The organism is Actinomadura mexicana, assembly GCF_900188105.1.
Taxonomy (GTDB): Bacteria; Actinomycetota; Actinomycetes; order Streptosporangiales; family Streptosporangiaceae; genus Spirillospora; species Spirillospora mexicana.
Window position 1 is genome coordinate 236,339 of record NZ_FZNP01000012.1, and the last position, 19,947, is coordinate 256,285.

17 protein-coding genes and 1 pseudogene are annotated in these 19,947 nt (G+C 71.4%); 6 read left to right on the plus strand and 12 right to left on the minus strand.

Going from position 1 to position 19,947, the window contains the following annotated elements:
- The first annotated feature begins 265 nt into the window (after window positions 1-265).
- Together CHC11_RS28790 and CHC11_RS28795 are read left to right on the plus strand one after the other, a co-directional pair.
- Window positions 266-829, plus strand: a complete 564-nt coding sequence (locus tag CHC11_RS28790) for an RNA polymerase sigma factor (protein ID WP_089314960.1) — start codon at window positions 266-268, stop codon at window positions 827-829.
- 2 nt (window positions 830-831) lie between these two features.
- A complete protein-coding gene (locus CHC11_RS28795) occupies window positions 832-2,040 on the plus strand; it encodes a CU044_5270 family protein (RefSeq protein WP_089314961.1) in 1,209 nt (402 codons plus the stop codon).
- Window positions 2,041-2,102: 62 nt separating this feature from the next.
- Here CHC11_RS28795 and CHC11_RS28800 read toward each other — a convergent pair whose 3' ends face one another.
- The 7 genes and pseudogenes from CHC11_RS28800 to CHC11_RS28825 all read right to left on the minus strand — a co-directional run bounded on the left by CHC11_RS28800 (window position 2,103) and on the right by CHC11_RS28825 (window position 6,467).
- Window positions 2,103-2,351, minus strand: a complete 249-nt coding sequence (locus CHC11_RS28800; RefSeq protein ID WP_089314962.1) for a hypothetical protein — start codon at window positions 2,349-2,351, stop codon at window positions 2,103-2,105.
- A 94-nt stretch (window positions 2,352-2,445) separates the two neighbouring features.
- Entirely contained in the window at window positions 2,446-2,607 is a 162-nt protein-coding gene (locus CHC11_RS42925; protein ID WP_245919894.1) for a hypothetical protein, read from the minus strand.
- A gap of 17 nt (window positions 2,608-2,624) precedes the next feature.
- A pseudogene (locus CHC11_RS43970) lies at window positions 2,625-2,744 on the minus strand (AraC family transcriptional regulator); the annotation flags it as partial.
- A gap of 46 nt (window positions 2,745-2,790) precedes the next feature.
- A complete protein-coding gene (locus CHC11_RS28810) occupies window positions 2,791-3,786 on the minus strand; it encodes a DNA polymerase IV (protein ID WP_425427356.1) in 996 nt (331 codons plus the stop codon).
- Between the two features lie 316 nt (window positions 3,787-4,102).
- Window positions 4,103-4,975 (minus strand): phosphotransferase family protein, encoded by an 873-nt coding sequence (locus CHC11_RS28815; protein WP_089314964.1) that lies wholly within the window; start codon window positions 4,973-4,975, stop codon window positions 4,103-4,105.
- A gap of 161 nt (window positions 4,976-5,136) precedes the next feature.
- The gene (locus tag CHC11_RS28820) at window positions 5,137-5,538 is read right to left on the minus strand and encodes a hypothetical protein (protein WP_089314965.1); all 402 of its coding nucleotides are present in this window, start codon (window positions 5,536-5,538) and stop codon (window positions 5,137-5,139) included.
- Window positions 5,539-5,735: 197 nt separating this feature from the next.
- Window positions 5,736-6,467: an SDR family oxidoreductase gene (locus tag CHC11_RS28825; protein WP_089314966.1), complete on the minus strand. Its 732-nt coding sequence runs from the start codon at window positions 6,465-6,467 to the stop codon at window positions 5,736-5,738.
- Window positions 6,468-6,562: 95 nt separating this feature from the next.
- Between CHC11_RS28825 and CHC11_RS28830 the strand changes: the two genes are divergently transcribed.
- Window positions 6,563-7,393 carry a LysR family transcriptional regulator gene (locus CHC11_RS28830; protein WP_089314967.1) on the plus strand — a complete coding sequence of 277 codons (831 nt, stop codon included), beginning with the start codon at window positions 6,563-6,565 and terminating at the stop codon, window positions 7,391-7,393.
- Between the two features lie 19 nt (window positions 7,394-7,412).
- Here the strand turns inward: CHC11_RS28830 and CHC11_RS28835 are convergent, their stop codons facing one another.
- A complete protein-coding gene (locus CHC11_RS28835; RefSeq protein WP_143227356.1) occupies window positions 7,413-7,754 on the minus strand; it encodes a hypothetical protein in 342 nt (113 codons plus the stop codon).
- A 25-nt stretch (window positions 7,755-7,779) separates the two neighbouring features.
- Window positions 7,780-8,511 (minus strand): TetR/AcrR family transcriptional regulator, encoded by a 732-nt coding sequence (locus tag CHC11_RS28840; protein ID WP_089314969.1) that lies wholly within the window; start codon window positions 8,509-8,511, stop codon window positions 7,780-7,782.
- A gap of 118 nt (window positions 8,512-8,629) precedes the next feature.
- Between CHC11_RS28840 and CHC11_RS28845 the strand changes: the two genes are divergently transcribed.
- Together CHC11_RS28845 and CHC11_RS28850 are read left to right on the plus strand one after the other, a co-directional pair.
- Window positions 8,630-9,223, plus strand: coding sequence for an NADPH-dependent FMN reductase (locus tag CHC11_RS28845; protein WP_089314970.1), 594 nt, complete (start codon window positions 8,630-8,632; stop codon window positions 9,221-9,223).
- Entirely contained in the window at window positions 9,220-10,773 is a 1,554-nt protein-coding gene (locus CHC11_RS28850; protein WP_245919897.1) for an MDR family MFS transporter, read from the plus strand. The genes CHC11_RS28845 and CHC11_RS28850 overlap by 4 nt, the downstream gene beginning before the upstream one ends.
- Window positions 10,774-10,813: 40 nt before the next feature.
- On the opposite strand, the gene CHC11_RS28855 is transcribed toward CHC11_RS28850, so the two are convergent.
- Window positions 10,814-11,731, minus strand: coding sequence for an NADP-dependent oxidoreductase (locus CHC11_RS28855; RefSeq protein ID WP_089314972.1), 918 nt, complete (start codon window positions 11,729-11,731; stop codon window positions 10,814-10,816).
- A 259-nt stretch (window positions 11,732-11,990) separates the two neighbouring features.
- Between CHC11_RS28855 and CHC11_RS28860 the strand changes: the two genes are divergently transcribed.
- Window positions 11,991-15,326, plus strand: a complete 3,336-nt coding sequence (locus CHC11_RS28860; protein WP_089314973.1) for a DUF4132 domain-containing protein — start codon at window positions 11,991-11,993, stop codon at window positions 15,324-15,326.
- Between the two features lie 103 nt (window positions 15,327-15,429).
- On the opposite strand, the gene CHC11_RS28865 is transcribed toward CHC11_RS28860, so the two are convergent.
- Both CHC11_RS28865 and CHC11_RS28870 read right to left on the minus strand, forming a co-directional pair.
- Entirely contained in the window at window positions 15,430-15,657 is a 228-nt protein-coding gene (locus CHC11_RS28865; RefSeq protein WP_089314974.1) for a hypothetical protein, read from the minus strand.
- A 286-nt stretch (window positions 15,658-15,943) separates the two neighbouring features.
- The gene (locus tag CHC11_RS28870) at window positions 15,944-19,816 is read right to left on the minus strand and encodes a DNA-directed RNA polymerase subunit beta' (protein ID WP_089314975.1); all 3,873 of its coding nucleotides are present in this window, start codon (window positions 19,814-19,816) and stop codon (window positions 15,944-15,946) included.
- Window positions 19,817-19,947: the final 131 nt, after the last annotated feature.

The following is a 19,947-nucleotide window of genomic DNA, read 5'->3' on the forward strand; positions in this document are numbered from 1 at the left end:
GCTCGGGAAGGTGTGCTCGATCGCCGGCGGGCGGCATGGGGCAGGTCCACCTCTCCTACACCCCTGGCGGGCGCGGTCGCCGTGAGAGTCGTCCGAGCGGCTTTCCCCTGGCCTCGCTGCGGATCCCGGCGGCCATCGCCGTCTGGTCCGCGGCGGGATGGCAGGCGGCCGACGAACAGACGCAACCGGGGCGCGGGCTTCGGGATAGAGGGGATGACAGCACTCCCCCCCGGACACGGAGACCGCACTCCATGAAGAGACGCCTATGGCCATGGTGAGCCATGCCAGGGACGAGCTGGACGATTCGCGGATCGTCGCCGCCTCCCTGGACGACCCCGAAGCGTTCGGCGAACTGTTCCGCCGCCACTCGCCGCGGCTCCACGCCTACGTCAAGAGGCGCCTCGGCGGATCCCTCGCCGACGACGTGGTGGCGGAGGCGTTCGCGACCGCGTTCCGGCGGCGCGACAGGTTCGACGGGCGCGCCGAGTTCGGCGCCTGGTTGTGGGGCATCACCAGCAATCTGATCGCCAAGCACCACCGCCAGGAGACCCGCATGTACCGGGCGTTCGCCCGGACCGGCGCCGACCCGGCCGAGGACGGCGTCGCCGACAGGGCGAGCGAGCGCGCCTCCGCGGCGGCGTGCGGCCCCGGCCTGGCGCGGGCGCTGGCCTCGCTGGGCGCGCAGGACCGCAACGCCGTCCTGCTGCTGGCCTGGGGCGAGATGTCCTACGCCGAGATCGCGGTGACGCTCGGCCTGCCGGTCGGCACCGTCAAGGCCAAGATCCACCGAAGCCGGGCCAAGCTGCGCAAGGCCCTCTCCGAGGAGTAGACATGGATGAAATCGACGCCCTGCGGGAGATGCGGACGGGTCTCGCCGTGGAGGAGCCCCCGGAGCGGCTCGCCCAGCGCATCCACTGGCGCGACGGCGGCGGAGCGCGTCCCCGTTCCCGGCGCCGTGTACGGATCCAGCTGGTGAGCGTGGCTGCGACGGCCGCCGTCGCCGCCGGGGCGATCGCCGCCGTCGTCTCCACGGGGGACGGGGACCCGGCCGGCGACCCCGGCGTGGAGAGCACTGTCCCCCTGAAGGGCAACGCGCTGCTGGTCGCCGCCACCAATGCGCTGAAGGCGCCCACCGGCAGGTACTGGCACACCAGAACCGTGATGGGGGATATCTACGCGGTCGGCAAGAGCGCCGCGAACCACTACAAGGTGGACTCCAGGCAGGGGAACGAGACCTGGTTCGGCCCGGACGGCAGGGGGCGCGGCTCCCACATCGAGTTCACCGACGTCCCGATCACCGCCCAGGACAAGCAGAGGTGGGTGGCGGCGGGGTCTCCCAAGATGGTCCCCGTCCCGGATCCGGAAGGCACGGGACAAACCGTGTTCCTGGACATGGCGTCCGGGGAGGGTACGCCGAACTGGATGCCGTTCGACGACGACTTCGACGGCATGACCATGAAGCAGCTCACCGAGCTGCCCACGGAGCCGAAGGCGCTGGAAGAGGCCCTGCTCGCGCTCAAGGGGCACTGGCACGCGGTCTCCACGGACGGCGAGAGGTCGGAGACGATCCGCGACTTGCGGGGGAAGGAGCGTGTGCGGGCCCTGAGCGACGTCGCCGGGGACCTGCTGTCCACCGCGCCGGCGCCGCCCAAGGTGCGCGCGGCGGTGTTCCGGATGCTCGCCGGCCTGCCCGGCGTCAAGCCCGAGGGCCGGACGACCGACCCGCTCGGCCGCACCGGAACGGTGGTCTCGCTTCCGCTGACGACCACCGCGCCCCTCGGCCTGTTCACCGCTCCCAAGCAGCTCGGCACCTACCGGCGCCAGTTCGTCGTCGACCCCGCCAACGGTTCCCTTCTGGCCATCCGTGATCTCGTGGCGAGGCCACCGCACGGCAGCCGGCGGATTCCCCCCGGCGACAACGGCCGGCCGCGCGCGTTGCGGGCGAAGGACATGCCCGACCGCTTCCACAAGCCCGGCGAGGTCGCCGCCTACCGGGCCTTCGAAATCGCCGAATGGACCAACGCGCGACCTCCGCGCTGACTCCCCGGCGATCTTGAAGGGGCCCGCTCCGCGTGGAGCGGGCCCCTTTCGCAGGCAGCGTCCTATGCGAAGGCGGAGCACTCCACGGTGGCGCGGCGGTCGGTCATGCCCTGCTGGACCGCCGAGGTCACGCACGCGCGCTGCTTGTCGTTCAGCTTCGGCTGGCCGCACTCCTTGACGCTGGAGTAGGTGCGGCAGTCCTGGCGCGTGTTCTGGTCACCGGGATCGGACGCCTGGGCGGCGGCCGCGCCGCCCACTCCCCCGAGCCCGACCACAGCGGCGATCAGTGCTCCGGTCATGACCCTCTTCATCTGCTCTCCCCCGTCGCGTACTTCTGGCGCTGCGTCTTTCAGGCAACGACGGGGTTCCTCCCCGGGCCCCAAAACCCTAAAACCCGACAAAAAGTCAAGAAAACGGCGCCAGTTCCTTGGCCGCCGTCCGCCTCGCCCGCGTGTTCTCACCGAAGGCCCGCCGGTAGGCGCCGGGCGTGGTGCCGCGGTGCGCCCGGAAGCGGCGGCGCAGGTTGACCGCCGAGGCGAGTCCGACCCGGGTGGCGATGGTCTCCACCGGAAGGTCGGCCTCGCCACGTCGCCGTGGTCCAGGTAGAGCACGTCCGAGTCCACCTGCACCTCGGGGAAGGCGGCGGCGAGTCGGTCGGTGTGACGCCAGTGGGTGGTGGCGCGGCGGCCGTCGAGCAGTCCGGCCTGGGGAGGACGACGGCTTCGACAGGGGTCCCGCCATCGGCGGAAATCATCGGGCGAACTCGGCACGGACGCCCAGCAGCCGCACCGGACGCCGCCCGGTGAACCGGTCGAGCGCGGTGAGGGCGGCCTCCTCGATCCGGGCCGGCTCGCTCGACGGCCCCTCCAGCGTCCGGCCGTGGGTGCGGGTGATGAACGGGACGTACCTGACCTTGACGACGACGCGCGCGACGTCCCTGCCGTCCGCGGCCACGTCTCCGGCGACCCTCCGCGCCAGCCGGACGACCTCGCGGCGCACGTCCTCCCACTCGTCCAGATCACGCTGGAAGGTGGTCTCCCGGCCGCACGAGCGCGGGACGTACGGCGCGTCGCTGACGGGGGAACGGTCCCGCCCCTGGGCGAGCCGCACCAGCCACGGCCCGGTCGTGGGGCCGACCTCCGTAGCCAGGGCGCCCGGATCGGCCGCCGCGAGGTCGCTCACCGTGGCGATGCCGAGGCCCTTCAACCGCTTGGCCGTCTTGGCCCCGATGCCCCACAGAGCGTCGGTCGGCCGGTCGCCGAGCACCTCGAACCAGGTCTCCCCAGTGAGCCGGAAGACCCCGGCGGGCTTGCCGAACCCGGTCGCCAGCTTCGCCTGGAGCTTGTTCTCCCCGATGCCCACGGTGCATTCGAGCCCCGTCGCCGCCCGCACCCGGTCACGGATCTCCCGGGCCATCGCCTCCGGATCGTCGCCGTCGACGGCCAGGAACGCCTCGTCCCAGCCGAGCACCTCCACCACGACGCCGAGGCTGCGCAACGTCGCCATGACCTGCTCTGAGACGGACTCGTAGAGCTCCCTGTCGACGGGCAGGAACACCGCGTCCGGGCATCGACGCAGCGCCGTGCGCAGCGGCGACCCGGAATGGACGCCGTACTCGCGCGCCTCGTACGAGGCCGTGCTGACCACGCCGCGCTTGCTCGGATCGCCGTCCCCGCCGACGACGACCGGCCGCCCGCGAAGCTCCGGGTGCCGCAGCACCTCGACGGCGGCGATGAACTGGTCCAAGTCCACATGCAGGACCCACCGACCCACACCCCCTTTGTCCCCCACTCGCCCGGACACACCCCCCGTCGGCCGGCCCGATCAGGGATCGAGAGGCGCAGGTCGCGGGCCTGCTACTCGCGTTATGGCGCTCGAACCGCCCGCGCCCCAGGAGAGATCATGACCGGCCTTCCGCTTCCCGGATCCCCGTCCGTCCCCTGTGAGCGCGCAGCCCCGCTCGCGGGCCGAGCGCCGCCGCGACACCGAGCACTGATGCGCGAGGGCCACTGGCTGGCCTGACACCCTCGGCGAGTCCACCCCGGGCCCGGACGTCGCGCGCCTATAGGCCGGCCACCGGGAAGAGCCACTCCAGTGCGGCGAGAGACTTGTCGAGGTACTTGCCGTGCCCGGTCTGGAGCCCGTAGGCCACGTCCTCCAGCACGCCGCACCTGGCGTAGAAGCCCGCGCGTGCTGTGACATCTCCGGCGTCGGCCCGGTATCCGCTCAGGGCCAGGTCGAGGGCATCGGGTCCGAGGTCGCGGTAGAGCAGCCCGAAGTCACGGGCCGGATCGGTGATCGCGGCGTCACTCCAGTCGATGACTCCGGTCACGGTCCACGCGTCCGGGTCGATGAGGACGTGTTCGATTCCCAGGTCGTTGTGGGAGAACACCAGGTCACGCGGACCGGCCGGCGGCGAGGCGGCGAGGAACGCCTCCACGGCGGGACGGTGCGGCGGCGGCACCGCTTCGATGATCGCGGCGTAGATCTGCGCGGACTCCTCCACCCACACCGCCATCGGCTCGTCATCGGTCTCCACCAGGCCCGCCATCTCGCCGACCGGAACGGCGTGCAACGCGCCGAGGAACTCCCCGAGCGTGACGGCGACCGAGCCACCGCGGGCCGCCCGCCGTGCCGGATCGGCGTCGATCAGCGGAAGGCCGGGGAGTTTGAAGTAGGCCAGGCAGCCCTGCTCGGCGACCGTGAAACTCGGCTCGGGCACGGGCACCGGTGACACGTCCGCAACTGCGGCGAGCAGGCGGGCTTCGCCGCGAACCTGCGCGGCCCGGCTCTCGGGGTCGGGCTCCTTGCCGAAACGGACGATCAGCTCGTCGTTGACCTGGAAGGCGATGTTGTCCTCGCCCTCCCCCAGCAGCACCACGGAGTCAATGCCGTAGGCGGGCAGTTGCGCAGCCACCACATCCCGGACGTCCACGCCCCGATCACTCCTCTGCTCACCCGACGCCGGGGCCGCCCTCGCGCCCAGTCGTCCGCCGACGCTACCGCTTGAGGTCGTCCACCAGCACCGCACCGGCCCCTCCCCGAGTCAGGGTCGGGTGGCTGACCCGATGCGGCCCGAGGACATGCCGGGGATGGTCAGCCGACGCCGCAGGGTGCGCTGTTGACGGTGGAGATGTCGCCGCCGGGGAAGGTGAAGTGGTCGTGGGTCGTGATGGCGGCCAGGAGGAGGGCGACCACGGCGATCAGTGCCGTCGGGTAGCAGAGGAGGCGGGCCCAGAGGGGAGATCGGGCGCCGACCGCGAGGACGGCGACGGCGAGGACGAGGGCCAGCACCGCGGCGGTGAGGACTCCGATGGGGAGCCAGGCCCCGTACCCGTGGCTCCAATGGGCGGCGGCCCGGTCGTGGAGGCAGTCGAGTTCCCGGGCCCGGTCGGCGCTTGCCTGTAGAGCGGACATGCCCCAGAACCCGAGCACGCAAAGGCCGATGAGGACGGGTGCGAGCGTGCCCAACCAGCGCCAGAGGAGCGGTTCGGTCATCCGGGGATGCTAGGGCATGACCGGGCGGGCGCGGCCTCAGCGGTCAGGGCAAGGCAGGCCACTTCACCGGAAAGCCTGGTGCGCCCGACCCTCGTGAAGGCGACCGCTTGCGCCGAGCATCATGCGCTCATCCCCCCTGACCACTTGCCGTTGCGGCCTGGTTTCGAGCGCGGGTTTCGCACGGCTTGGTTGACGAGTTACCAGGGCACTACGCCGGCGTCTTCGAAGAAGGAGCCGGTTGGGCCGTTGCCGGGCAGGGTGGCCAGGTGGATGGCTATGGCGGCGCCTTGTTGGGCGGTGCGGATGCCGCGGAAGCCGTTGAGATCGGTTGCGCAGTAGCCGGGGCAGGCGGCGTTGATCAGGATGTTGGTGTCGTGCAGTTCCCTGGCGTACTGGAGGGTCACGGCGTTGAGGAAGGTCTTGGAGGGCGAGTAGGCGGCGGAGATCGGGCCTACGGCCTCCACGCCGGACTGGGAACTCTGGCGGGTGAGAGACCCGACGCTGCTGGACATGTTCACGATCCGCGGTGCGGCGGACCGCCTGAGCAGCGGCAGCAGGGCGTTGGTGAGGCGGATGACGCCGATCACGTTGGTCTCCACGACCGTTCGCATGGTCGCGGGGTCGACGGTCGTGGGCGTCTGTGGCATCCCACCGGTCACCCCGGCGTTGTTGACCAGCACGTCGAGCCGTCCGAAACGCTCGGAGAGCAGGGAGGCCGCGGCGGTGACGCTCTCGTCGGAGGTCACGTCGAGGGGTACCGCGAACGCGTCGACCCCCTCGGCGCGGAGTTTCTCGACGGCCGATGAGAGCCGCTCCGGCGACCTGGCCCCCACGCCGACGGTGTGGCCAAGGGCGCCGAGCCCGACGGCGATCTCGTATCCGATTCCCTTGTTGGCGCCGGTGATCAGCGTGATCGTCTGTTCGCTCATACCCGAGATCCTGGCCGTACGGCCGCGAGCACTCCAACACCGACTGGGTAGCGTTCGATACCTCGCGGGTATTGATCGCCGGATACGGTGAGAGCATGGAGACGCGAGAGTTGCGGTACTTCGTCGCCGTCGCCGAGGAACTCCATTTCGGCCGCGCCGCCGAAAGCCTCGGGATCGCCCAGCCGCCCCTCTCGCGGGCGATCCAGCAGCTGGAACGCCGCCTGGGCGTTCGGCTTCTCGAACGCACCAGCCGTACGGTCGAACTCACCGAGGCCGGAAAGGTCCTGCTCAGAGAGGGCCGGGCCGCCCTCGACGCGGTCGACGCCGCCGCCCGCCGCACCCGCCGCGCCGCCGCCGGGGAGCCGAGACTGGTGCTGGTCACCAAGGCCGGGGCGTCGAGTGAACTGCTGCCGAAACTCCTGGACGCCTACGCCGCCGAGCCCGGCGCGGTCGCCGTCGAGGTCCTGCTGTGCGGGATCGGAGAGCAGGAGCGGCTGCTCCGCGACGGCCGGGCCGACGTGGGTTTGCTGCACAGGCCGTTCGACTCGACGACCGGCCTGGACACCGAGGAGCTGAGCACCGAGGGCCAGATTCTGGTCCTTCCGAAAGACCATCCCCTCGGAGGCCGTACGGACCTGCGCATGGCCGACATCGCCGGCCTTCCGCTGCCACGCTGGCCGCACGGCGACGGCGGCTACCCCGACGGTCCGGGACCCGAGGTGCACGACCACGCCCAGCTCCTGCAGCTGATCGCTCTGGGCAGGGCGGTGGCCCTACTGCCGGAGACCGCCCGGACCCATCTCCGCCGCGACCTGGCCTTCGTGCCGATCCTGGACGCGCCGACGGTCACCACCGTGATCGCCTGGCCGCCGCACAGCCGGTCCCTGGCCCTCGCCGGGCTGATCCAGACGGCCACCCGCCTTTAGAGCCGGACTCATTTGGCGCTCAGATCTCCCAGGGGGCGGTTTCGAGGACGTCGGTGATGTGGTCGGCGGCTTCCCGGCACAGGCGTGGCATGCACTCGCGGAGAGGCTGGACGATGGCATCGGGGACGGTGCCGTACTCGACGAGATGTCCCAGGGAGTGAGCGATCTCCTCTTGGACCACCGGGTCGGCCTCTCGCGTGAGCGCATTGACGAGCGGCAGCACTATCGAGGACGTCTCCAGGCCGGCCCTGCATGCGCCGATGAGCAGATCCCCGAGGGAGGCGGCCGCCAGCTCGCGGACCTCAGGTTCCCCGCCGGTCAGCCGTCCCGTCAGTCTCCCGATCGATGCCGCGTCATTCATGTTCACCTCCCGCACGCTCACTGCCTCAGCGGATGCTCGCCAGATGCGTGGCGATGCCGTCGAGGACGTAGTCGAGGCCGGTCTCGAACTGCCACTGCAGGGAATCCTTGCGAGTGGCGGTGTCGAGGTAGCGCCGGAAGGTGGGGTAGCGGCCGGTCTGCATGTGCCAGGTCATCTGGGGGGCCAGGTCGGCGCGCACCTGACCTCCCTCGGTCCAGCCGTGCTCGTGCATCAGGCTCTTGAGGGCGAGTTCGTAGTTCATGGCGCCGTTGACGTAGGCGTCCACGGCGCGGAAGACGGCCATCATGGTGTCGGCGTCCAGGCCCTGGTCCTTCAGGGACGCGAGTGAGCGCTCGGCGATCGCCATCCGGGCGGGCGTGAGCGCGAGCAGGGCCCGGGGCGACAGCTGCGCCAACCACAGGTGCTCCAGCATCAGCTTCCGGCTGCCCAGCGCCAGGGCTCGCATGGTCTCCCGCCATTCGGCGGCCTCGGGCAGGCGCAGGTCGGCGTAGATGTGGTTGACCATCAGTTCCAGCAGCTCGTCCTTGCCGGACACGTGCCGGTACGCGGCCATCGGCGCGACGCCCAGCTCGGTGGCCAACCGCCGCATGGTGATGGCGTCGAGCCCTTCCGCGTCGGCGACCGCGACGGCCGCGGCCGCGATGCGCTCGGCGGTGAGGGTCTGCCGCGGGGCGGCCGCGGGGCGCTCCAGGCGTTGCCAGAGGTGCTCGCCGGGCCTGTCCTTGTCAGCCGCCATCGGGTACGGCCTCCTTCCTGCTCGCGACGCGATACAACGTATCAAAAGTAGACAGCGTACACATCAGTGTGTACGTTGTCCGTCGGAAGATACGTTGTACACATAGGAGGAGTTGGCTATGAACGACGACCGGCTACGCGTGGCGATCATCCTCGGCAGCACCCGCGACGGCCGCTTCGGCCCGGCGGTGTCCGGCTGGATCGGCGCCCACGTGCGGCGCCGGGAGGACATGACCGCCGATCTGGTCGACCTGGTGGAGACCCCGCTGCCCACCGTCTTCCCCGTGCTCGGCGAGCCGCCCGCGTCCCGGGAGGACGCCGACCTGCTGGCGGCGGTGTCACCACGGCTGGCCGCCGCCGACGCGTTCGTCATCGTCACGCCGGAGTACAACCACAGCTTTCCGGCACCGCTGAAGAACGCCATCGACTGGCACGGCACGGAGTGGCGCGCCAAGCCGGTCGGCTTCGTGTCCTACGGCGGCTTCTCCGCCGGCCTGCGCGCGGTCGAGCAACTGCGGCTCGTGCTGGCCGAACTGCACGCCGTCACCATCCGCGACGGCGTCGGGTTCCAGGGCGCCTGGTCGCAGTTCGCGCCCGACGGATCGGCCCTCGACCCGGCCGCCGACGCCGCCGCGACGGTGATGCTCGACCGGCTGGCCTGGTGGGCGCACGCCCTGCGCAAGGCCCGCGCCGACCGCCCGTACGCCGCGTGACCACCTTGACGGACGTGACCGCACCGGCGCGTCCGCGCTCCTTCCATCTCGGCGTGCTCGGACTGCTGCTCGGCATGTTCCTGGCCATGCTGGACGGCCTGATCGTGGGCACCGCGCTGCCCACGATCATCGGCGACCTGGGCGGCCTGGACCACCTGTCATGGGTGGTGACCGCCTACATGCTGGCCGGCGCCGCCACCACCCCCGTCTGGGGCAAGCTCGGCGACCTGTACGGCCGCAAGGCCGCCTTCGTCACCGCCATCACGATCTTCCTGGCCGGCTCGATGCTGGCCGGGCTCGCCCGGGACATGCCCCAGTTGATCGCGTTCCGCGCGCTCCAGGGGCTGGGCGCCGGCGGCCTCATGGTCGGCGCGATCGCGATCATCGGGGTGCTCGTCCCACCCCGTGACAGCGGTCGCCTGCAGTCGATGATCGGCGCCATCATGCCGGTCGCCTACGTCGGCGGACCACTGCTGGGCGGCCTGCTCACCGATCACCTGAGCTGGCGCTGGACCTTCTATGTCAACGTGCCCGTCGGCGCCCTGGCCCTCCTGCTCATCGCCACCCGCATCCACCTGCCGCCCGTCGAGCGCGTCAGGGCGCCCATCGACTACGCGGGCGCGGCGCTGCTCACCGTCGCCGTCCTGGCCCTGACGCTGGTGGCCGGCTGGGGCGGCGCCGCCTACCCCTGGACGTCCCCGCAGGTTCTGATTCCGACCGCGGTCGGCGTCCTGGCCCTGGCCGCCTTCGTCCCCGTCGAACGCCGCGCCGCCGAGCCGGTCATCCCGCCCCGGCTGTTCGGTGACCGCGACTTCACCCTCGCGCAGATCCTCAGCTTCCTGGCCGGGGCGGTGATGCTCAGCGTGGTCAACTACCTGCCGCAGTACATGCAGTACGTGCAGCAGGCATCCCCGACGGCCAGCGGCATGCTGCTGCTGCCCCTGATGTTCGGCATGCTCGGCGCGCAGACCCTCACCGGCCACCTCATCAGCCGTACCGGTCGCTACCGCGTCTACCCCATCCTGGGCGGCGCACTGATGACCGCCGGAACCCTGGTCCTTCTCCTGCTCGACGCGGACACCGGCACGGCCACCGCCTCCGCCCTCACCACCCTCGTCGGGATCGGGATCGGACTGGTCATGCAGAGCACCCTCCTCCTCACGATCAACAGCGCCGATCCCCGCGACATGGGGGCCGCCACCGCGACGGTCACCCTCCTGCGCACCATCGGCGGCTCCCTGGGCATCGCCTTGCTCGGCGCCCTCTACGCCACCCGGATGCACGCCGGACTGGCCGACCGTCTCGGCCCCGCGCAAGCAGATCGGCTGCGCGAACTGACGCCGGTGATGCTGGACGACCTGTCCGCGCCCGCCCGGGAGGCCGTCCGCACCGCCGTCACCAGCGGCCTGCACGGCATACTCCTCGGTGCCGCAGCCCTGTCGGCGCTCGCCTTCACCGTGACCTGGCTGATCCGGGCGGCCCCGCTCCGCACCGACCCGAAGCCGTCATCTCCGACACGTGCGGACGAGGCGTCGGAAAAGGGGGCATGAAGTCCTTCTGCCTGGAGTGCCGGGGCGGTGGCGTATCCGGTCAGGGGTGGAGGACGATCTTGCCGTGGGTGTGGCGTCGTTCCAGTTCGCGGAAGGCGTCCTGCACCTGGGCCAGCGGGTAGACGCCGGCGATAAGCACCTCCAGTTCCCCGCGGGCGGCGAGCCGGGCCAGCTCGCCGAGGACGGCCGCGCACGCCGCCGTGCTCTCTCCTGCGGTCTGCGCGCCGACCTTGGCCGCGGTCCCCCAGTCGCGGATCGTGTTGATCCGCTCGGGCCGCACGCCCAGCTCCACCGCCAGGTCGACGTAGCCGATCCCGAACGTGTCGATGAACGCGTCGACGGGCCCGCCGGATGCCTCCCGGATCCGCTCGGCCACGCCGTCCCCGTACTCGACCGGGATGACGTCGTGCTCCTTCAGCCAGGCGTGGTTCGGCTCGCTCGCCAGCCCGATCACCGTGGCGCCCCGCCGCCGCGCGAGCTGCACGGCGAGGGATCCGACGCCGCCCGCCGCGCCGGAGACCACGACCGTGTCGGACGGTCCGGGGTCGACCGCGAAAACGCTGGCGTACGCGGTCGCGCCGGCGACGTGCAACGACCCGGCCACCTCCCAGGACAGCCCCTCCGGACGCGGGGTCAGCCGCACGTCGTCGACCGCGACGAACTCCGCGTGGCTCGCCCTGTCGTGGGTGAACCCGAGGACCTCGTCGCCCACCGCGAAGCCCCGCACCTCCGGACCGAGCTCCACCACGACACCGGCCAGGTCGGTGCCCTGCCCGGAGGGGAACGTCGCCGGCCAGCGCGCGTGCAGCCCGCCCTGCCGGATATGCGTCTCGCCCGGCTGGATACCGGCCGCGCGGACCTCGACCAGCACCTGCCCGGGACCGGGCACCGGACGCTCCACCTCCTCCACCCGCAGGACATCGATCCCGCCGTACTCGTGGAACCGCACCGCCTTCATCGCGTGATCACCGCTCTTCCTCGTTCGCACGGGCCCGGATGGCCACCCCTCGAAGCCTGCCTCCGTCCCGGCGGCCGAGAAACGGACCGCTTTCCCTAGGATCAACGATCCGACGATGTGGGGGGCGAACGGTGCGATCACCCCAGCTGTGGGGACGCACCACACTAAAAGGGACGGAAGATGCCGACGTCCTGGCCGCCAGCGCACCGGCGGCTCCGATGGCCGACCCGTGTCGGGCGTCGCTGCTAGCGTCGCGGCCGTGATCAACAACCCCCCGTCGGCCTCCCCCGACGAAGACGTGCTGATCGTGCCGGAGCGGTGGCGGAGCCGCCTGGATCCGCGGCACGGCGGCACCCCCGGACCCGAGGTCACCCTCGACGCGGGCGCGGGCAAGGCCGTCGCGCGGGCGGTGGACGAAGCGCGGGACGAGATCGAACGGACCTTGCGCGACCCCGGCACCGAACCGGGGCTCGCCGCCGCGGCGCTCGCCCATCTCGGAGGCGATCCGGACCCGCGCGGCGCGGCCGTCCTGTCGCTGGTCACGGCGGGCGAGTCGGTCTGGGCGCGCGAGCACCCGCAGTACGTGGACGCCTGGGCTTTCGAGCACGGCGCCGTGTTCGCCGCGTGCGCGCTCGCCGACCGGTGGGGCCTGAAGGCGAGCCGGACCGGGGAGTCGCGGGACGGGCGGCGAAACGTGGTCGTCCGTCCGGTCGACCCGGGAACGCACGCCGTCCCAAGGCTGCCCGACGGTGCTCCGCGTGTCCGCTCCCTGCTCGCCGCCGCGCCCCCCGAGCAGTACACCGAGGCCGCCGCTCGGCTCGCCGAGCGGCGGACCTCGGTCCGGCAGCGGCTCCTGACCGCCTACCTGGTCCCGACGCGTGACGACTGGGTGGAGGAGCTGTGCGAACACCCGGACGGCGTACCGCGCACCGTGCTCCTCAGATGCCTGGGGACTACAGCGCACCTCGACGTTCTCGGCGGGCGCGCGGCGCTGACCGCTGCCGACTGCTACGAGCCGGAGAACCTGTACGCGCTCGCCGACGGCCTCGGGACGGCCGCCGTCCCGCTCCTCGTCCCCGCGTTGGACGAGTACCTGGACTCCCCGCGACGTCGGGACGCGCTGCTGGACGTGCTGGGCGTCCTGCCGTCCGACGAGGCTTTCCGCGCGCTGCTCCAGCGGCGTTCCGACCCGCACGTCAGCGGTGAGCTGATGGCGGCGATGAAGCGGTTCCCGATCCGGGCGGTACGGGAACTGGCCGCGGAGGGCGACACCGACCTGCTCGACGGGCACGTGCGCGGCAACCTCGCCGCGATCAGGACCGCGCTTCCCCGGCTTCCGGAGGACACCCGCACGACGGTCGAACGCGTCATCGCGGGTCTCGACACGACCGCCGACGCCGAACCGGCCGACCTGCCGGCCATCCTGGCGGACCCGCCCTGGGCCCGGAATCGGGAACGGCCGGAACCGGTGGTCGTCAAGGGGCTGTCCGCGCCGGAGCCGTCCGTCGCCTGGGCCGAGGACGGGCGCGACACCCGGTGCGAGTGGGCGCTGCCCGTCCCGCACGGATGGAGCCGCCACGGCGAGGCGCGCGGGCCGTGGGAGGGACGGATCGCCGACTTCGAAGCGGGCCGGCTGAGGAGCACTGAACAGGTGGCCCTTCTCTGCCTCGCTCCCATCGAGCAGGTCCGGCATCTCGTCGCGGGCTGGTACGTGCCGAAGGACGGCTACGGCACCCACCAGGAACCGGAGAGGTGGGTGCCGAAGATCGCCCAACGGTTCGGCCTGGACGCGCTGACCACCGTCGTGAAGGGCGCCCGGAGCCGGCCGTCGGACTGCGGGCACGTGGTCGTCCCGTACGCCGCCGAACCGGCCGCCGAGCTCGTCGCCGGCTGGCTGCTGCGCGGCGGCGCGGGCGGCCCGCACGCGGAGGCGTGGCTGCGCAGGCACGGTCCCCAGGCCGTCCGGCTCCTGCTCCCCGCCGCGTTCGGCAGGCTGGGCAGGCGCCGCGACGCGGCCCAGTACGCCCTGCACTTCCTCGCCCGCGAGCTGGGGCGCGGCACCGTGGTCCAGATCGCGCGCGAGACCCGGGACGAGGTGGGCGACGCCCTGGCGGCGGTGCTGGACCGCGGCACCGACGACCTCGTCCCGCGGAAGATCCCCGAGATCGGGCCGTTCGCCGACCCGGCCGTCCTGCCCCGGGTCCGGCTGGCGGACGGCGGGCGCGCGCTGCCGGCCGCCGCCGTCCGGCACCTGCTGACCATCCTGGCCATGTCCCCGCCGGGCGCCCCCGACCCCGGCATCGACACCGTGCGGGCCACGTGCGACGGCGAGTCGCTGGCCGCGTTCGCGTGGGCGCTGTTCGAACGGTGGCGGCTCTTCGGCGAACGGTCCGAGGACGCGTGGGCGCTCACGGCGGTCGGGTGGTTCGGCGACGACGACGCCGCGCGGCGCCTCACCCCCGCCATCCGCGCCTGGCCGGGCGAGAACGGCCACCACAAGGCGGTCAAGGGCCTGGACGTGCTGGCGCTGATCGGCACCGAGACCTCGCTGATGCTGCTCGACGGCATCGCGCACAGGGCCCCGTTCAAGGCGATCAAGAAGCGGGCCGAGGAGAAGATCCAGGAGGTCGCGACGCGGCTCGGGCTGACCGGTGAGGAGCTCGCCGACCGCCTCGTCCCCGGAGTCGGCCTGGACGCGGACGGGAGCATGACCATCGACTACGGTCCCCGGCGCTTCGTCGTCGGGTTCGACGAGCAGCTCAAGCCGTTCGTGGCGGACGGGGACGGCCGCCGCCGCGCCGCGCTGCCCAAGCCCGGCGCCAAGGACGACCCCGATCTCGCGCCCGCCGCCCACGCCGCGTTCACGCAGTTCAGGAAGGACGTCCGGGCGACCATGCCGAACCAGGTCCGGCGGCTGGAACTGGCCATGGTCACCGGGCGCCGGTGGACGCCGCGCGAGTTCGCGACGCTGCTGGTGCACCATCCGCTGATGTGGCACATCGTGCGGCGCCTGGTCTGGCTCGCGGAGACGGAGACGGCCGTCACCACGTTCCGGCTCGCGGAGGACCGCACCTTCGCCGACGCCGGTGACGACACCCTGGGCCCACCGGACGGTGCGCGGATCGGGGTCGCCCATCCGCTGTCGCTCGGCGAGGCGCTGCCACGGTGGTCGGAGGTCTTCGCCGACTACGAGATCGTCCAGCCGTTCCCCCAGCTCGGCAGGGACGTGTACCGGCTCACCGGCGAGGAGCGGCAGGCCGTCCGGCTGGAGCGGTTCGAGAACCGCACCGCCCCCTGGGGCAAGGTCGTCGGACTGGAGCGGCGCGGCTGGCGGCGCGGCACGCCGATGGACAACGGCACCGAACGCTGGATCTCCCGTCCCGTCCCCGGCGGCCTGCACGTCGTGGTCGCACTCGACCCGGGAATCCAGGTCGGCTGGGGCGACGGCAACGACGACCAGGTCCTCCGCACGGTGTGGCTCGCCGATGAGCCCGGCGACCACCACAGCTGGAAGTCCGGCTCCGAGCACCGGTTCGCCGAACTGGACGAGGTGACCGCCTCCGAGGTCGTGGCGGACCTGCGGTCGATCACCTGACGCCGCCCACGCGGAACACGCGAAGGGGCGGCCTGCGCTCGTCTCAGCGCAGTGGAAGCGGGCCCGGCGTTGCCGGGCCCGCTTCACCTGAGCGATGACCAGGTCACCGCCGCGGGTTCTGAGCCTCCTCGCGCAGGTCGGCCACGACCTTGTCCACCGAGGTGCCGGGGTCGACCGTGACGGTCAAGCCCTGGTGGTGGACGCCGTCGAAGACGTCGTCGAGGACGCCGGTGAAGCTCAGCCGCACCGGCCCGCTGACGTCGGCGGCCAGGTGTAGCGCCTGCTCTGCGGCCGCCCTGGGGTCGCCGCTCAGGGGCAAGTTGTGGGGCATTACGTCTCCCTCTGGTATCTCGATTGGGTCCCGCAAGCGGGGACGTCCTACCTGAGATCGTCCGGAAGGAGGAGAGCGACGCCATTCGGCGCCCGGCCGGGAGCACGCCCGGCCGCCGGCCTCGGAGGCGGCTCGTCCGGGCAGGTCCCGCTCTGACCATGCCGGTGTAGGTGCGCGGTATCCGGCGTCCGGCATCGGAGACCGCCGTGGCCCGGAGACGGGCGAGGCCCCTCCCGGAATCCCGGAAGGGGCCTCGCCTTGCGCTTCGTCAGTGCGCGCCAGCCGCTCAGCGGTTGTACTGACCGAAGTCGTACTCCTCCAGCGGGACGGCCTCACCGGAGCCCTGGCCGAAGGCGTACTCGGCGCCGTCGTCGTAGGAGCCGACGGAGTACACCGCCGCCTTCGCCTCCTCGGTCGGCTCGACCCGGACGTTGCGGTACTGCGGCATGCCGGTACCGGCCGGGATGAGCTTGCCGATGATGACGTTCTCCTTGAGGCCGAGCAGCGGGTCGCTCTTGGCGTGCATCGCGGCCTCGGTGAGCACCCGGGTCGTCTCCTGGAAGGACGCCGCCGACAGCCACGACTCGGTAGCGAGCGAGGCCTTGGTGATGCCCATCAGGACGGGGCGGCCGGCGGCGGGGACTCCGCCCTCGGCCACGACGTTCCGGTTCGTCTCCTCGAAGATCGGACGCTCGACCAGGTCACCCGGGAGCAGGTCGGTGTCGCCCGACTCCAGGATGTTCACCCGCTTCAGCATCTGGCGGACGATGATCTCGATGTGCTTGTCGTGGATCGACACGCCCTGCGACCGGTACACCTCCTGCACCTCCTGGACGAGGTGGAGCTGCACGGCGCGGGGACCGAGGATGCGCAGCACCTCGTGCGGGTTGATCGCACCCGCGATGAGCTGCTGGCCGACGCCCACGGACTCGCCCTCCTTGACCAGGAGGCGGGACCGCATCGGCACCGGGTAGGCGATCTCGTCGGAGCCGTCGTCCGGGACGACGACGACCTTGCGGGCCTTCTCCGTCTCGTCGATCTTGACGCGGCCGGCGACCTCGCTGATCGGGGCCACACCCTTGGGGATGCGGGCCTCGAACAGCTCCTGGACACGCGGCAGACCGTGCGTGATGTCGCCGCCCGCCACACCGCCGGTGTGGAAGGTGCGCATCGTCAGCTGCGTGCCGGGCTCGCCGATGGACTGCGCGGCGATGATGCCGACGGCCTCACCGACGTCCACCCGCTTGCCGGTGGCCAGCGAGCGGCCGTAGCAGGCGGCGCAGACACCGATCTTGGCCTCGCAGACCAGGGCGCTGCGGGTGCGGACCTTCTCCACGCCCGCCTCGACCAGGCGGGACACGACCGCGTCGGACAGGTCGGTGTCGGCGGGGAAGATGACCGTCCCGTCGACGACGACGTCCTCGGCGATGGTGCGGCCGACCAGGCTCGTCTCCGAGGTGGCGAGCTTGACCAGGGTGCCGTCCTGCAGGCGGTCGGCGACCTCGAAGGGGATCGTGCGGTCGGTGCCGCAGTCCTCCTCGCGGACGATGACGTCCTGCGCGACGTCCACCAGGCGCCGGGTCAGGTAACCCGAGTCGGCGGTGCGCAGCGCGGTGTCGGCCAGGCCCTTGCGGGCGCCGTGCGTCGAGATGAAGTACTCGACGACCGACAGGCCCTCGCGGAAGGACGACTTGATCGGACGCGGGATGGTCTCACCCTTGGGGTTGGAGACCAGGCCGCGCATACCGGCGATCTGGCGGAGCTGCAGCGGGTTGCCTCGGGCGCCCGACTGGATCATCATCCAGATCGGGTTGGCCTTCGGGAACGCCTTCTCCATGTCCACCGCGACGTCCGCGGTGGCCTTGTTCCAGATCTCGATGAGCTCCTGCTTGCGCTCGTCGTCGGTGATCAGGCCGCGGTTGAACTCCCGCTGCACCTTCTCGGCGCGCGCCTCGTAACCGCCCAGGATCTCCGCCTTGTTGGGCGGCGTGATGACGTCGTCGATCGCGATCGTGACGCCGGACCTGGTCGCCCAGTGGAACCCGGTGCTCTTCAGCGCGTCCAGCGCGTTGGCGACGGCCACCTTCGGGTAGGTCTCCGCCAGCTCGTTGACGATCGCCGAGAGCTGCTTCTTGCCGATCTCGTCGTCCACGAACGGGAAGTCGTCCGGCAGCGTCTCGTTGAACATCGCGCGGCCGAGCGTCGTCTCCAGCCGGTAGGGCCGGCCGGGCTCGAAGCCCTCGGGCGCCTTCCAGCCGCGCGGCGGCGGGACGTCCTTGAGCCGGATCTGGATCCGGGCCTGCAGGTCCAGCTCGTGCCGGTCGTAGGCCATGATCGCCTCGCCGATCGAGCCGAACGCGCGACCCTCGCCGACCGCGCCGTCCTTCTGCGTCGTCAGCCAGTACAGGCCGATGACCATGTCCTGGGTGGGCATGGTGACGGGCTTGCCGTCCGACGGCTTCAGGATGTTGTTGGTCGACAGCATCAGGATCCGCGCCTCGGCCTGCGCCTCGGCGGACAGCGGCAGGTGCACCGCCATCTGGTCGCCGTCGAAGTCCGCGTTGAACGCGGTGCAGACCAGCGGGTGGATCTGGATGGCCTTGCCCTCGACCAGCTGCGGCTCGAACGCCTGGATGCCGAGCCGGTGCAGGGTCGGCGCCCGGTTCAGCAGCACCGGGTGCTCGGTGATGACCTCTTCCAGCACGTCCCACACGACCGGGCGGGCCCGCTCGACCATCCGCTTGGCGGACTTGATGTTCTGCGCGTGGTTGAGGTCGACCAGCCGCTTCATGACGAACGGCTTGAACAGCTCCAGCGCCATCTGCTTGGGCAGGCCGCACTGGTGCAGCTTCAGCTGCGGGCCGACGACGATGACCGAACGGCCGGAGTAGTCGACGCGCTTGCCCAGCAGGTTCTGCCGGAACCGGCCCTGCTTGCCCTTGAGCATGTCGGACAGCGACTTCAGCGGACGGTTGCCCGGCCCGGTGACCGGACGGCCGCGGCGGCCGTTGTCGAACAGCGCGTCGACGGCCTCCTGCAGCATCCGCTTCTCGTTGTTGACGATGATCTCGGGAGCGCCGAGGTCGAGCAGGCGCTTGAGCCGGTTGTTGCGGTTGATCACCCGGCGGTACAGGTCGTTCAGGTCGGACGTGGCGAACCGGCCGCCGTCCAGCTGGACCATGGGACGCAGGTCCGGCGGGATGACCGGGATGCAGTCCAGCACCATGCCGAGCGGGCTGTTGCGGGTGTTGAGGAACGCCGAGACGACCTTCAGCCGCTTGAGGGCGCGGGCCTTCTTCTGGCCCTTGCCCGTGCGGATGATGTCGCGCAGCTTCTCGGCCTCGGCGTCGAGGTCGAAGTTCTGCAGCCGCGCCTGGATGGCCGCGGCGCCCATGCCGCCCTCGAAGTACTTGCCGAACCGGTCGCGCATCTCGCGGTAGAGCAGCTCGTCGCCCTCGAGGTCCTGGACCTTGAGGTTCTTGAAGCGGCTCCAGACCTCGTCGAGGCGGTCGAGTTCGCGCTGCGCGCGGTCGCGCAGCTGCTTCATCTCCCGCTCGGCGCCGTCGCGCACCTTGCGCTTCTGGTCGGCCTTCGCGCCGGCCTCCTCCAGCTCCGCCAGGTCGCCCTCCAGCTTCTGCTGGCGGGCCTCGACCTGCGCGTCGCGGGCCTGCTCGATCTGCTGGCGCTCCACGGAGATGTGGGCCTCCAGCGTCGGCAGGTCGCGGTCGCGCCGCTCGGCGTCCACGCTGGTGATCATGTAGGCCGCGAAGTAAATGATCTTTTCGAGATCCTTCGGAGCCAGGTCCAGCAGGTAGCCGAGCCGGGACGGGACGCCCTTGAAGTACCAGATGTGCGTGACCGGCGCGGCCAGCTCGATGTGGCCCATCCGCTCACGGCGCACCTTGGCGCGGGTCACCTCGACGCCGCAGCGCTCGCAGATGATGCCCTTGAACCGGACGCGCTTGTACTTGCCGCAGTAGCACTCCCAGTCGCGGGTAGGACCGAAGATCTTCTCGCAGAAGAGCCCGTCCTTCTCCGGCTTGAGGGTGCGGTAGTTGATCGTCTCCGGCTTCTTCACCTCACCGTGCGACCACTGGCGGATGTCGTCGGCGGTCGCCAGACCGATGCGAAGCTCGTCGAAGAAGTTGACGTCAAGCAACTGTTTTCCCCTTGAGTTCTCAGACCTCGTCGACGCTCATCGCGCCCTCGTTCGGGCGGCGGGAGAGGTCGATGCCGAGCTCCTCCGCGGCGCGGAAGACGTCCTCGTCGGTGTCGCGCATCTCGATGGAC

Bases quoted from the DNA above. Each gene is read 5' to 3' on its own strand.
- CHC11_RS28795 (WP_089314961.1), top strand. From the start codon at position 832: ATGGATGAAATCGACGCCCTGCGGGAGATGCGGACGGGTCTCGCCGTG.
- CHC11_RS28845 (WP_089314970.1), top strand. From the start codon at position 8,630: ATGAACGACGACCGGCTACGCGTGGCGATCATCCTCGGCAGCACCCGC.
- CHC11_RS28800 (WP_089314962.1), bottom strand. From the start codon at position 2,351: ATGAAGAGGGTCATGACCGGAGCACTGATCGCCGCTGTGGTCGGGCTC.
- CHC11_RS28865 (WP_089314974.1), bottom strand. From the start codon at position 15,657: ATGCCCCACAACTTGCCCCTGAGCGGCGACCCCAGGGCGGCCGCAGAG.
- CHC11_RS28820 (WP_089314965.1), bottom strand. From the start codon at position 5,538: ATGACCGAACCGCTCCTCTGGCGCTGGTTGGGCACGCTCGCACCCGTC.
- CHC11_RS28790 (WP_089314960.1), top strand. From the start codon at position 266: ATGGCCATGGTGAGCCATGCCAGGGACGAGCTGGACGATTCGCGGATC.
- CHC11_RS28825 (WP_089314966.1), bottom strand. From the start codon at position 6,467: ATGAGCGAACAGACGATCACGCTGATCACCGGCGCCAACAAGGGAATC.
- CHC11_RS28855 (WP_089314972.1), bottom strand. From the start codon at position 11,731: ATGAAGGCGGTGCGGTTCCACGAGTACGGCGGGATCGATGTCCTGCGG.
- CHC11_RS28835 (WP_143227356.1), bottom strand. From the start codon at position 7,754: ATGAATGACGCGGCATCGATCGGGAGACTGACGGGACGGCTGACCGGC.
- CHC11_RS28830 (WP_089314967.1), top strand. From the start codon at position 6,563: ATGGAGACGCGAGAGTTGCGGTACTTCGTCGCCGTCGCCGAGGAACTC.
- CHC11_RS28840 (WP_089314969.1), bottom strand. From the start codon at position 8,511: ATGGCGGCTGACAAGGACAGGCCCGGCGAGCACCTCTGGCAACGCCTG.